The sequence below is a fragment of the Desulfuromonas sp. KJ2020 genome, from assembly GCF_024197615.1.
Taxonomy (GTDB): Bacteria; Desulfobacterota; Desulfuromonadia; order Desulfuromonadales; family SZUA-540; genus SZUA-540.
In genome coordinates, this window is sequence record NZ_JAKUKE010000003.1 from 628,885 (window position 1) to 641,002 (window position 12,118).

12 protein-coding genes are annotated in these 12,118 nt (G+C 59.6%); 11 read left to right on the forward strand and 1 reads right to left on the reverse strand.

The window, feature by feature from the left end; genetic code table 11:
• Position 1 precedes the first annotated feature (1 nt).
• From MJO47_RS11300 to MJO47_RS11320, 5 genes are all read left to right on the forward strand, one after another.
• Positions 2-1,156: an acyl-CoA dehydrogenase family protein gene (locus MJO47_RS11300; RefSeq protein ID WP_253961227.1), complete on the forward strand. Its 1,155-nt coding sequence runs from the start codon at positions 2-4 to the stop codon at positions 1,154-1,156.
• A 25-nt stretch (positions 1,157-1,181) separates the two neighbouring features.
• The gene (meaB, locus tag MJO47_RS11305; RefSeq protein WP_253961228.1) at positions 1,182-2,135 is read left to right on the forward strand and encodes a methylmalonyl Co-A mutase-associated GTPase MeaB; all 954 of its coding nucleotides are present in this window, start codon (positions 1,182-1,184) and stop codon (positions 2,133-2,135) included.
• A gap of 197 nt (positions 2,136-2,332) precedes the next feature.
• Entirely contained in the window at positions 2,333-2,977 is a 645-nt protein-coding gene (locus MJO47_RS11310; protein ID WP_253961229.1) for a flavodoxin family protein, read from the forward strand.
• A gap of 153 nt (positions 2,978-3,130) precedes the next feature.
• Positions 3,131-4,042 (forward strand): DUF362 domain-containing protein, encoded by a 912-nt coding sequence (locus MJO47_RS11315; RefSeq protein WP_253961230.1) that lies wholly within the window; start codon positions 3,131-3,133, stop codon positions 4,040-4,042.
• Complete coding sequence (locus MJO47_RS11320; RefSeq protein ID WP_253961231.1) at positions 4,042-5,577, forward strand: 4Fe-4S binding protein; 1,536 nt, start codon at positions 4,042-4,044, stop codon at positions 5,575-5,577. The genes MJO47_RS11315 and MJO47_RS11320 overlap by 1 nt, the downstream gene beginning before the upstream one ends.
• A gap of 84 nt (positions 5,578-5,661) precedes the next feature.
• Here MJO47_RS11320 and MJO47_RS11325 read toward each other — a convergent pair whose 3' ends face one another.
• Entirely contained in the window at positions 5,662-6,087 is a 426-nt protein-coding gene (locus MJO47_RS11325) for a MerR family transcriptional regulator (protein WP_253961232.1), read from the reverse strand.
• 321 nt (positions 6,088-6,408) lie between these two features.
• Here MJO47_RS11325 and MJO47_RS11330 point away from each other — a divergent pair, with 321 nt between their 5' ends.
• The 6 genes from MJO47_RS11330 to MJO47_RS11355 all read left to right on the forward strand — a co-directional run bounded on the left by MJO47_RS11330 (position 6,409) and on the right by MJO47_RS11355 (position 12,115).
• A complete protein-coding gene (locus MJO47_RS11330) occupies positions 6,409-7,968 on the forward strand; it encodes an acetyl-CoA hydrolase/transferase C-terminal domain-containing protein (RefSeq protein WP_253961233.1) in 1,560 nt (519 codons plus the stop codon).
• A gap of 4 nt (positions 7,969-7,972) precedes the next feature.
• On the forward strand, positions 7,973-8,698 hold the full coding sequence (locus MJO47_RS11335) for a hypothetical protein (protein WP_253961234.1): 726 nt from the start codon (positions 7,973-7,975) through the stop codon (positions 8,696-8,698).
• 80 nt (positions 8,699-8,778) lie between these two features.
• The gene (dctP, locus tag MJO47_RS11340) at positions 8,779-9,762 is read left to right on the forward strand and encodes a TRAP transporter substrate-binding protein DctP (protein ID WP_253961235.1); all 984 of its coding nucleotides are present in this window, start codon (positions 8,779-8,781) and stop codon (positions 9,760-9,762) included.
• Positions 9,759-10,286 (forward strand): TRAP transporter small permease, encoded by a 528-nt coding sequence (locus tag MJO47_RS11345; protein WP_253961236.1) that lies wholly within the window; start codon positions 9,759-9,761, stop codon positions 10,284-10,286. The genes dctP and MJO47_RS11345 overlap by 4 nt, the downstream gene beginning before the upstream one ends.
• Before the next feature lie 10 nt (positions 10,287-10,296).
• Entirely contained in the window at positions 10,297-11,610 is a 1,314-nt protein-coding gene (locus MJO47_RS11350; RefSeq protein WP_253961237.1) for a TRAP transporter large permease subunit, read from the forward strand.
• 37 nt (positions 11,611-11,647) lie between these two features.
• Positions 11,648-12,115 (forward strand): universal stress protein, encoded by a 468-nt coding sequence (locus MJO47_RS11355; protein ID WP_253961238.1) that lies wholly within the window; start codon positions 11,648-11,650, stop codon positions 12,113-12,115.
• Positions 12,116-12,118: the final 3 nt, after the last annotated feature.

Below are 12,118 nucleotides of genomic sequence, written 5' to 3' on the forward strand. Positions count from 1 at the left end.
CATGATTTTTGACCTGAATGACGAGCAGAAGAAGTTGCGTGACCGTATCCGTCAGTTGGCGCAGCAGCACATTGCCCCCCAGGCGGCCCGGTGGGACGAAGAGGAAATTTTTCCTCGCGCCGCGATTGATGCGCTAGCTGCCGAAGGCCTGTTGGGCATGGCCATCCCGCGTCAGTATGGCGGCCTGGAGCTCGACCTGCTCAGTTATGCCATTGCCCTGGAGGAGATCGCTCGCTATGATGGCGGCACGGCCCTGACGCTGACGGCGCACAATACCCTGGCCGCTGGGCACCTTAAGATAAGCGGGACCTCAAAACAGAAAGAGCGTTATCTGCCTGCGCTGGCGAGCGGCGAAATGCTGGGGGCCTGGGCGCTCAGCGAGACCACCACCGGCAGTGACGCCGCCTCTCTGCAGACGCAGGCGGAACGCACGAGGGAAGGGTGGCGTCTGAACGGCAGCAAAATGTTCGTCACTCTGGGTTCCGTTGCCGGTCTTTTTATCGTACTGGCACGCACTTCCAGACAGGAAGACAAGCGGCACGCTGGCATCAGCGCCTTTCTGGTGCCAGCGGAGGCTGCCGGGGTCAAGCGTGGCGCCAAACTCAAAAAGATGGGCTGCCGGTCCTCCGATACCACTTCGCTCCTGCTGAAGAATGTCCAGCTATCTGATGAGGCGCTGCTTGGCCGCGAGGGCAAGGCCTTTGCCGACATCATGGCCGTGCTCGACCGGGGGCGTGTCGGTATGGCCGCCATGGCCGTCGGTATCGCCCGTGCCTGTCTGGAAGAAGCTCTGGCCTATGCCCGCCGCCGAAAGCAGTTTGGTCAGCCTATCGGCAAAGCCCAGGCTATCCAGTGGATGTTGGCCGACATGGCCACCGAAATCGACGCCGCCCGGCTGCTCGTATGGCGTGCCGCCGCCAGGATAACCGCCGGGGAGCAGGGCACCCGCGAAGCCGCCATGGCCAAGCTCCACGCTTCCGAGGTGGCCACACGTGCCGCCAACACCGCCTTGCAGATTCACGGGGGTTACGGTTATCTGCGGGATTTCCCCGTTGAGCGCTACCTGCGTGACGCCAAAGCCTGTGAACTTGGTGAAGGCACCAGTGAAATGCAGCGCTTGGTGATCGCCCGCGAACTTCTCGGTCCCTTGTCTTAAATCACAACAAAGGAATCCTTTCGTCATGTCACTTGCCGACAAAATCCTTCAAGGCGACATTCGCTCCGCCGCCCGCCTCATGCGCGATATCGACGACGGCATGCCCAGCGCCACCGAAGAACTGAAAAAGCTCTACCCCCATACCGGGCGCGCCTACATCATCGGCATTACCGGTCCGCCCGGCGCCGGCAAATCCACCCTGACCGACAAGGTTATTGAGGCCTACCGCCATAAAGGTAAGACGGTGGCCGTGGTCGCCATCGACCCGACCAGTCCCTTTACCGGCGGCGCCATCCTCGGCGACCGTATCCGCATGAACCGACACTCCTCCGATGACGGCGTCTTTATCCGCTCCCTCGGCACCCGGGGTCACCTCGGCGGCCTGTCCAATTCCACCGCCGACATCGTCAACGTCTTCGACGCCATGGGCTGGGAGATCATTATCGTCGAGACCGTCGGCGTTGGTCAGGATGAAGTGGAAATCGTGCGCACTGCGCATACTTCCGTGGTGGTGAGCGTACCGGGCCTCGGCGACGACATTCAGGCCATCAAGGCCGGCATTCTGGAAATCGGCGACGTTTTTGCCGTCAACAAGGCCGACCGCCCCGACGCCGATCGCACCGTTCGCGACCTCGAAGTCATGATTGAAATGAATCATCCCCCTGAAGGAAAATGGTGGCCGCCCGTGGTCAAAACCATTGCCGCCCGCCAGGATGGCATCGCCGAACTCATCGACAAGATAGAGGCCCACCACGCCCATCTGGTGCAGAGCGGTGAGTTGGCACATTTTGAAGAAAATAAAAGCGCGACCCATTTCACCGAACTGCTCAAAGACGCTCTTTTCCGCCAGGTTTACAGCCACCTGCATGCCGATAACCGCCTGGCTGAGACCATCCAGGCCATCGCCCGGCGCGAGGTCGATCCTTACAGTGCCGTCGAGCAGATTCTGCAGCACAGTCTTAAGCTGGATACTGAATAAACGGTTGACACTTTCGGTCTCAAATTGCTATAAAGACCACCCTACAAAGGGCGTTTAGCTCAGCGGGAGAGCACTGCCTTCACACGGCAAAAATCAAGGGGTTAGCGATAAGTCGCTAGCCCCTTTTTTTGTGGTGGATAAACCCGATCTTTTTGTTAACTGTTTTAGGAAGATAAAAACTTAAGCGGAGGTACCACATGAAAATTTTCGCCATCAACGGCAGCCCACGAAAAACCTGGAATACCGCGAAGCTTCTGCAAGAGACTCTGAAAGGAGCCGCCTCGCGGGGCGCGGAGACCGAACTGATCCATCTCTACGACCTTGATTTCAAGGGGTGCATCAGTTGCTTCGCCTGCAAACTTAAGGGGGGCAAGAGTTACGGCAAGTGCGCCATGCGCGACGGGTTGACCCCGGTTTTGGAAAAGCTGGCGGAGGCTGATGCCTTTGTACTTGGCTCGCCGATTTACTTCGGCACGGTGACGGGGGAGATGCGCTCCTGCATGGAGCGGTTGCTCTTTCCCTATTTCGTCTATGCCCAACAGCCCCAGTCGCTCTTCCGCCGCAAGATTCCGACGGCCATGCTCTACACCATGAATATCTCGGAAGAGATGATGAGGGCCGTTCAGTACCCGGTTCATATGGGGGCGAATCAGAATTATCTTGAACGCATCTTCGGCCAAGCCGAAACCTTCTACGCCTGCGAGACCTTGCAGTTCGAGGACTACGGTAAAGTCGTTTTCGACTACTTCGATCCGGTGGAGCGCCGGGAGAAATATGAAAAGAACTTCCCGGAGGATTGCCGCAAGGCCTTTGAACTGGGGGTCAGATTGGCCGGAGTTTGATCTTTGTTGGAATAATGGGAAAATTTAACGGTCGTTAGGTGACGAGAGTCGCTACTAGCGGGATGACGACTGGAGTCATGTTTTCTCCATCGCCTCGCCCAGCATCAGCCGTATTGCTCCGCGAAAAAGGCTTATCTTTCGAAGGAGGTGGTCATGGACAGACGCGAATTCATCCGTCAGACCCTGCAGGCCGCCCTGGCGGTCACCGCTGTTGGCAGTGTTCCGGTCCTTTCCTGGCTGCCCCGGCCGACTCTGGCGGCAGCCGGTTCGACCGTCGCCGCACGCAAGGGGCAGGATATCTCTTTGCTGGTGCGGCAGACGTGCGACGCCCTGGGGGGCATGTCCCAGTTCGTCAAAAGGGGTGAAACGGTGGTGGTGAAGCCCAATATCGGCTGGGACCGGACGCCGGAGCTGGCCGCCAACACCAACCCCCTGGTGGTGCGAACAGTGGTGGAGCTCTGTCTGGAGGCCGGGGCCAAGCAGGTGCGGGTGTTCGATCGGCCCTGCAACGACCCGCGGCGCTGCTATGTGCAGAGCGGCATTCAGGGGGCGGTGGAGTCGATTCGATCCGATCGGGTGAGGATGGAGCATATGGACCGGCGCGGCTGGCAGGAGTTGGATATCGCCCAGGGGGTGGAGCTGCGGCGCTGGGAGTTCTACCGGCCGGCGCTGGAGGCCGACCGTTTCATCAATCTGCCCATCGCCAAACATCACGGCCTCTCTACCGTCACTCTGGGGATGAAGAACATCATGGGAGTGATCGGCGGCAACCGCGGGCGCCTGCACCGACAGATCGACGAGGCCCTCTGTGACATCAATCTGATCGTCCCTTCTGACCTGACTCTCATCGACGCCACCCGGGTCCTGGTCGCCAACGGGCCGCAGGGGGGGAGGGTGGAAGACGTGCGTCGTCTCGACACCCTCGTCGCCTCAGCCGACATCGTTGCCGCCGACAGCATCGCCGCGACCCTCCTGGGGCATCAGCCCGACGCCATTCCGACCCTGGTGACCGCCAGCCGACGTGGGCTGGGCATCGCCGACCTCGCCCGGATAAGGCGGGTCTGATGCGCTTCCTGACCCGTCGTGGCCTGCGTCGCAGCGTCCAGGTTCTGGCCCTGCTCGGTTTTTTGTGGCTGTTTCTGCAGACCGAATACCGCGGCGTGGACGACCTTCCCTGGCCGGTCAGTCTCCTCTTTCGCCTCGATCCCCTGGCGGCGCTGGCCGATGCCCTGGCACCGGGGCCCTTCCACTGGCGGCTGTTGTGGCCGGCCTTTGTTCTGCTGCTGCTGACCTTTGTTCTGGGACGCTTCTTCTGTGGCTGGATCTGTCCGCTGGGCACCACCCTGGACGGCCTCGGCTCCGGTATCGGTCGCGGGACCCGGGTGGTGTCTCCGGCCTGGCGGCGGGTGAAATACTATCTCCTCTTCGCCCTCGTTGCGGCTGGTCTTTTTGGGGTGCAGCTGCTGGGCCTCTTTGATCCCCTGGCGATCTTTCTACGCACCCTCACTCTGGCGGTCTATCCAGCCTGGAATCTGTTCTGGAACGAGGGCTTCACCGCCCTTTACGAGCACCGGGTGCCCCTGTTGTCCGACGGCGCCGATGCCATCTGGCCCTTCTTCCGCGACACTCTGCTGGCCTTTCATCCGCCGGCCTTCACGCTGGCTCTTTTCACTCTGCTGGTTTTTGTCGCGATCCTGGCGCTCGAGCGTCTGGAGCGGCGTTTCTGGTGCAAGAATCTCTGTCCATTGGGAGCCCTGCTCGGCCTCTGCTCCCGCCATGCCCTGCTGCAGCGCACCCCGTCGGGGGCCTGCCCTGACTGTCGTCTCTGCCTGCAGGCCTGCCGGATGAAGGCGGTCGAAGAGGAGGGGAGGCGATCCGAAGAATGCGTCCTCTGTTTCGACTGCGACGGATTCTGCCCGCAGGAGCGCGTCCATTGGCGTTTCGGCTATCGCCGACCGTCGACGTCGGTCGACCTCAGCCGGCGGGGCATGGTGACCGCGTTGGCGTCTGGCCTGCTGGTCGCACCGATGTTTCGCCTGAGCCCCAATCCCGGTCGTCATGGGTTTCTGCTGCGACCGCCCGGGGCCGTGGCGGAGGAAGAATTCCTGCGGCGCTGCGTGCGCTGCGGTGAATGTCTCAAGGTCTGTATCGGCGGCGTGCTCCATCCCGCCTTTTTGCAGGCGGGCCCGGCCGGCCTGTGGACGCCGCTGGTCGTGCCACGCCTGGGTTATTGCGAATACAACTGCACGCTCTGCGGCCAGGTCTGTCCCACCGGGGCCATCAGACGCCTCGGTCTGGAAGAAAAGCGCCGCACGGTCATCGGTCTGGCCGTTTTCGACAAGGACCGCTGCCTGCCCTTTGCCCGTGGGAGTGAATGTCTGGTATGCGAAGAGCACTGCCCGACGCCGGAAAAGGCCATTGTTTTTGAGGAAAAAGAAGTCCTCTTCGCGGGAGAAACCCGTCGGCTCAAAATACCTCGGGTCGTGGAGAATTTATGTATCGGCTGCGGCATCTGCGAGACCCGCTGCCCCCTGGAGGGGGCTGGCGCCATTCGCGTGGTCAGCGAAGGGGAGAGTCGGCGGCGAGGCTGGGTACGGTAGGGAGTGCGGCGGTTAAAAAAGAAGGGTCATTGACGGGGGATGTCAATGACCCTTTTCTTTTTCCAGGGAACCAGCCTGAGGCGATCAGGAATCGGCCGCCTCACGTTGCATAGCTTCTTTCAGTTTGGTCAGCATGCGTTCGCGGTACTCGACGATGTCCGTGCGCAGGGCGTTCAGCTTGGCGACCCTGTCGTCGATCGTGTGGATGTGCTGGTCGAAGATGCCGATCAATTCGGGGATCAGGCGATCCGTCTTTTTGGCGTTGCCGTAAACTTCGTACAGGTGCTGCATCTCCTTGATGGTCAGTCCCAGATCCCGCAACCTGATGATGAACTTGATTCTTCTGACCATATACGGCGTATAGCCACGGTTGGCACGGTCGAGACGTTCTACCGATTCGATGATGCCGACCTCCTCCCAGTAGCGCAGCGTCCGCGTCGAAATTCCCAGATCTTTGCACAACGTCCCAATCGGGATGATTTCCTCGGTTGTTGGTCTGTCTTCACTCATGGTGTTCCCTCGCGTTGGTGTTGTTTTGCTCGAAATTATGACATTGACGTAAATAAAATGGAACTTAAATCTTTAACCGCCTCAGTCATATTTAAAAAAACGAACAATGTTATACATAAAAAATTCAAACAAAACCAGCATCTTATGTGATGGTAATATTTGTGAAAAATGTAAAACAAAATAACGTTCAAAAAATCGTTGACATGCACGTAAATGCAAAATACAAATAAGGACAACAGGGGGCGGCTCTGGCCGTTTCTGTCGGGGACCCCGTGCCGGCGGGGACATGTCATTCAAAGGAAATGCAAAAAGGAGGAGGGTATGTCGGAATTTCTCAGCCGAATCAGGAAGAAGAGCCTGCACGCCAGAATCATGCAGCCGGAGGACACCATCCCGTTTTTCAAGAACGGCATGGATCTGGGCTGGTCGGGGTTTACTCCGGTGGGATACCCGAAGGTGGTCCCTCTGGCGCTGGCCGACTATGTCGAGCAGAACAACCTGCAGGGCAAGATGCGCTTCAACCTCTTTATCGGCGCGTCCATCGGCCAGGAGGTGGAGGACCGCTGGGCTTCTCTGCAGATGACGGACAAGCGCTGGCCCTATCAGACGGGCAAGGTAATCCAGAAGCAGGTCAACGACGGCACCGTGCGCATGGGGGACAAGCATCTGTCACTCTATGCCCAGGATCTCGGTTACGGCTACTACACCAAGGGCAGGGGAGGCGGTTTCGATCTCGGTCTGGTGGAAGCCTCGGGCATTGCCGAGGACGGCAGCATCATCCTGGCCGGTTCCATCGGCGCGGCGACGGAGGTCATTCAGCACTCGGACAAGCTCATCATCGAGATCAATACGGCCATTCCCTCCTTCGAAGGGCTGCACGATATCGTCATGCTCGACAAGCCCCCCCACCGCAAGCCCTACCTGATCAGCCGCGTCGATGATCGCATCGGCACCCTGCATGTCCCCTGTGATCACGACAAGATCATCGCCATCGTCGAATCGCAGAAACCGGACCGCGGGCGGCCGTTGGGCCCTCCGGACGAGATTTCCGAGCGCATCGCCGCCAATATCCTCGATTTCTTTGGTGTCGAAGTGAAAGCGGGGCGCTTGCCGAAAAACCTGCTCCCCCTGCAGTCGGGGGTCGGCAATATCGCCAACGCCGTGGTCGGCGGCCTGGTGAATGGTCCCTTCAGCAATCTCAAGGTCTGGACCGAGGTCATCCAGGACACCATGCTCGACTTTTTCGATTCGGGCAAACTCGACTTCGCCTCGTCCACCTCCCTCTCCCTATCGGAGCCGGGTTTTGAGCGCTTCTACCAGAACTGGGACAGGTACGCCAGCAAGGTCATTCTGCGCCCCATGCAGGTGAGCAACAATCCGGAGCCCATCCGCCGTCTGGGGGTGATCGCCATGAACACCCCGGTGGAATTCGATATCTACGGCCACGCCAATTCGACCCTGGTGGGCGGCACCCGTATGGTCAACGGCATCGGCGGTTCCGGCGACTTTCTGCGCAACGCGGCGCTGTCCATCATGCATACCCCGTCGACCCGTCCCTCCAAGACCGACCCGACGGGGATCACCTGTGTCGTTCCCTTCGCCACCCACGTCGATCACACCGAACACGATCTCGACATCCTCGTCACCGAGCAGGGTCTGGCCGATCTTCGCGGCCTCTGCCCCCGCGAGAGGGCGCGGGAGATCATCGCCAAGTGCGCTCACCCCGATTACCGGCCGATTCTGACCGAATACTACGAGCGCGCCGAAAAGGACTGCTTTGCCCGCGGTGTCGGCCACGAGCCCCACATGCTCTTCAAAGCCTTCCGCATGCAGGAGGCTTTGGCCTCCAAGGGAACCATGAAGATCGACAGCTGGGAGTAGGACTATGGCAGCGGGCGCCGGAAAATTCACCCATAAGTACGAGATGCAGAATGTCCAGTTCGTGCTGGATATCCTCCATCTGCTGACAGTGTCGCCTTCGGGCGAGAAGCTGACGACCTTTGTGGAGAAAATGACCAGCGCCAGCAAATACAAGGTCTTTCGCATGCTGCACACCCTGGAGACCAAGGATTTTGTCGTTCGCAACAGCGCCGGCGACTATCACCTGGGACCGGCGGCATTCAGCCTGGCCCGGGGCATCCTCTCCGATCAGGGCAAGGCCTCGAAGCTGCGCCCCGTGCTGGAGGATCTGGGGGCCGCCACCGGCGAGGCGGTCTACCTGGGCCGGGTGAAGGAGGCGGAGGCGATGCTCATCGATGTGGTCGAAACCCGGCAGGTGGTGCGGGCCATCAGCTGTCTGGGGTCGTCGTTTCCCGTAACCGGTGGTCGCCTGTTGGAAGAGTCCTCCATCTGTCGCATCTATGGTGCGGAAGAAACGCTGCTGGCTGATGTGGCCACGCTCTCTGCCGTCTTTGCGCCTCAGCATGAACTGCGGCAGACGGCCCTGGTGGTGGCGGTGCCTGCCTGCCGTTTCAACGAGGCCCGCCTGGCCGGGGAGCTGCTCCCTCTGCTTTCCCGCTGCGCCCGGGAGCTGGGCGAGATGTACGGCTGGCAGGAGAGCCGTCTCTTCGACCGGCAGACACGGAAAAAATACGCGTACTTATTGGGTTGAATAATGGACCTCATCGCGCTCGGATTGAGGGGATGGGGATTTGTCAAGCGGATTCACCAACCAAGAATGGAGTCGTCACGATGAAAAAAAACAGGTATGTGGGATTGATCGCTGTGGTCTTTATGGTTCTGACTTTTTCGTCCAGCACCTTTGCCGCGCAGCTGCGCATGTTGTCCGCTTTTCATGAAAACTTCATCTTCAATGTCGGCGCTACCGCCAAGATGATCCAAAACCTCGAAGAGATTTCCGGGGGCAAAATGAAGGTGGCCTTCCACGGTCCCGATGTCATCCCGACCTTCGAGCAGTTCCAGCCCCTGCAGGCCGGCATCTTTGATCTGTCCTTCACCCACGCCACCTACCACGCCGGCACCATCAGCGTCGGCGTCGGCATGGACGCCACCCTGGCCGATCCGACCAAGCGCCGTGAGTCGGGCCTCTTTGACTTTCTGGACAAGGAGTACAACAAACTCGGCGTCAAACTCGTCGCCCTGCCTCCCGTCGCCCCCTACCATTTTATTACGCGCAATCCCTTGAGCGGCAACAAGCCGAGCCTGGCCGGCCTGAAGATGCGCAGCAACCCGAGCCTGCAGAACACCATCCTGGCCCTTGGCGGCTCGCCGGTGACCATGGCCGGCGGTGACGTCTACACCTCCCTGCAGCGCGGCGTCATCGACGGCGCGGCCTGGACCCTGGTCGGGGTCAAGGATTTCAAATGGCAGGAAGTGGCCAACTACATGGTGCGCCCGACCTTCGGTTCGATCTCCATGATGATCGCCATGAACCTGGATAAGTACAACTCGCTGCCGCCGGAACAGCAGCGCTGGATCGACGAGGCCGGCAAGAAGACCGAACTCGACAGCCTGGAATTCTTCAACAATCTGATCGAGGAGGAGATCGCCTTTTTGCAGAACCAGGGCATGAAAGTGACCAACATGCACCCCGAGGATAAGGAACAGGTCGAAATCTACTGGAACAATGGCCTCTGGGACATGGCCAAGCAGTCTTCGCCCGCCGCCGGCCCCAAGTTCCGTGAACTGGCCATCGAAAAAGGTATGACGCGATGAACAATGGGAGTCTGAACCATTCCCAGCCGGCCATCCTGAAAGGGATGGCCGGTACCCTCGACCTGTTGACGCGGGCGAGTTATGTCCTGAGCGGACTGGCCCTGACCGGCATGGTGTCCCTGATTCTCTACGAGGTCTCCATGCGCTATTTCTTCAATGCCCCGACCAACTGGTCCAGTGATGTCAACCAATGGCTCTTTGCCCTGACCGTCATGCTGGCGCTGCCCGAAATCACTCGGGCCAACGGCAACGTGGCCATCACCATTGTCATCGAAAAACTGCCGCAGCAGAGAAAGCTGCTCATTTATCGCGGCATCGCTTTCCTCGGTTTTCTGGTGTGTATCGCCGTTTTCATCATTGCCGGCCTGGAGTCCTTTCGCCAGTTTCAGCGCGGCATTGCGACCATGTGGGTCAACCCGATTCCCAAATGGTGGATATCTTCGGTCATCCCCCTGGGTTTTCTGCTGAGCGGGTTCCAGTTTCTGCGTGAAGGCTTCAAACCCAACCCCCCTGGCGAAGTATAGGAGAGATCTCATGGATTGGGGCGTCACCTTATCGATTGCCATTGTCGTGCTGCTGACCTTGTTCGCCATCGGGATGCCGGTCTTTGTCGCCTTCCTGGTGGTGAACGTCGCCGGCGTCTTCCTGCTGTTCGGCAGCAGCGGTTTCGGCATGTTTGCCAACAGCATCTACCAGACCATCACCCAGGAATCGCTGATGGCCATTCCCCTCTTTATTCTCATGGGGGAAATCCTTTTTCGCTCCAATGCGGTGGAGATTCTCATCGATTCCATCGATAAGATGGTCGGCAACGTGCGCGGGCGCAACTACGTCCTCGTCACCTCCCTGTCCACGGTCTTCGGTGCCCTGAGCGGTTCGGCGGTGGCGGTGGCCGCCATGCTGGGACGCTCGGTGATGCCGACCATGGACGCGCGGGGCTACGATACCCGCCTGTCCATCAGCGCGATCCTCGGCGGCGCCAGCCTGGCTCCCATCATCCCGCCGAGCCTGCTGGTCATCATGGTCGGCTCCATGGTGGATGTCTCCATCGCCAAGCTGCTCATCGCCGGCATCGTGCCGGGCATCATGATGGCGGTCATCATGGTCATCTACGTCTATATCCGTCTGCTGCGCAACCCGAATCTGGAGCCGGCCGGCGATCGTGGCGTCCGCGAGAAGGTGAGCCCCCGCGAGTTCTTCACTGCCCTGGCCCGCACCCTGCCGTTTCTCATCGTCATCTTCTCGGTCATGGGGCTCATTCTCATGGGGATCGTGACGCCGACAGAATCGGCAGCCACCGGGGTACTCGGCGCCATGCTGGCGGCGGCGGTTTTCCGCAAGCTTTCTTTCAAAATGCTCTACGAGGCGGTGCTGGGCACCTGCTCGGTGAGCACCATGATCCTGGTCATCATGGCCAGCTCCATGCTCTTCGGTCAGCTGCTGTCCTTCACCGGTGCATCGAGCGGCCTGGTCCGGATGGCTTCCGAACTGGACCTGCCCCTGGTGGGAACCTTTATCGTGCTGATGCTGGTCCCCTTCATCCTCTGCATGTTCGTCGACCTCTTCGCCGTCATGCTGGTGGCCATCCCGATCTACGACCCCCTGCTGCAGGTCTACAACTTCGATCCCGTCTGGTTCTGGATGCTCTTTCTCATCAACCTGACCCTGGGGAGCCTGACCCCTCCCTTCGGCTACACGATCTTCGCCCTTAAGGGGGCCATGCCGGAACTGACCCTGGACGACGTCTATGCGGGAGCCTGGCCGATGGTGGGACTTTTTGTCCTGGGGATGGCCATCATGTATGTCTTCCCCGCTATCGTGACGTTCCTCCCCGCGCTTATTGGCTGAATACCGGAATGCACAGGACCACGAAAGGGACCCGCCGATGACACCGAAAATCAAAAAAATACTCTATGCCACGGATCTTTCTTCCAACGCCAACTACGCCTTCGGCTATGCCGTGAGCCTGGCGCTGAGTCATGGAGCCAAGATATCGATCATCAATGTCTATGAAAAACTCACCAACAACCGCAATATCCAGATGCGTTCCGTCGACTTCGCCACGGCCAAGAACAAGCTGACGGAGAAAATCAAGGCGCAGCTTACGCTCTACAGCAAAAAGGAGAATGTGGAGGAGTGCCTGTTCACCAAGCTGGTGGAGGGCATCCATGTCACCGCCGGCATGCCGGTGGAGGCCATTATCGCCCAATCGAAAAAAGAGGCGTGCGACCTGATCGTCATGGGCACCCACGGACATACCTGTCTGTTCCGGGCCCTGATCGGCAGCACGGCCCAGAAGATGGTGCAGGAAAGCACGATCCCGGTGCTGGTGGTACGCATCCCTGAAAACTAAAAG

Excerpts from the sequence above, each read along its gene's own strand:
- MJO47_RS11300 (WP_253961227.1), top strand. The coding sequence starts at position 2 with ATGATTTTTGACCTGAATGACGAGCAGAAGAAGTTGCGTGACCGTATC.
- meaB (WP_253961228.1), top strand. The coding sequence starts at position 1,182 with ATGTCACTTGCCGACAAAATCCTTCAAGGCGACATTCGCTCCGCCGCC.
- MJO47_RS11310 (WP_253961229.1), top strand. The coding sequence starts at position 2,333 with ATGAAAATTTTCGCCATCAACGGCAGCCCACGAAAAACCTGGAATACC.
- MJO47_RS11315 (WP_253961230.1), top strand. The coding sequence starts at position 3,131 with ATGGACAGACGCGAATTCATCCGTCAGACCCTGCAGGCCGCCCTGGCG.
- MJO47_RS11320 (WP_253961231.1), top strand. The coding sequence starts at position 4,042 with ATGCGCTTCCTGACCCGTCGTGGCCTGCGTCGCAGCGTCCAGGTTCTG.
- MJO47_RS11325 (WP_253961232.1), bottom strand. The coding sequence starts at position 6,087 with ATGAGTGAAGACAGACCAACAACCGAGGAAATCATCCCGATTGGGACG.
- MJO47_RS11330 (WP_253961233.1), top strand. The coding sequence starts at position 6,409 with ATGTCGGAATTTCTCAGCCGAATCAGGAAGAAGAGCCTGCACGCCAGA.
- MJO47_RS11335 (WP_253961234.1), top strand. The coding sequence starts at position 7,973 with ATGGCAGCGGGCGCCGGAAAATTCACCCATAAGTACGAGATGCAGAAT.
- dctP (WP_253961235.1), top strand. The coding sequence starts at position 8,779 with ATGAAAAAAAACAGGTATGTGGGATTGATCGCTGTGGTCTTTATGGTT.
- MJO47_RS11345 (WP_253961236.1), top strand. The coding sequence starts at position 9,759 with ATGAACAATGGGAGTCTGAACCATTCCCAGCCGGCCATCCTGAAAGGG.
- MJO47_RS11350 (WP_253961237.1), top strand. The coding sequence starts at position 10,297 with ATGGATTGGGGCGTCACCTTATCGATTGCCATTGTCGTGCTGCTGACC.
- MJO47_RS11355 (WP_253961238.1), top strand. The coding sequence starts at position 11,648 with ATGACACCGAAAATCAAAAAAATACTCTATGCCACGGATCTTTCTTCC.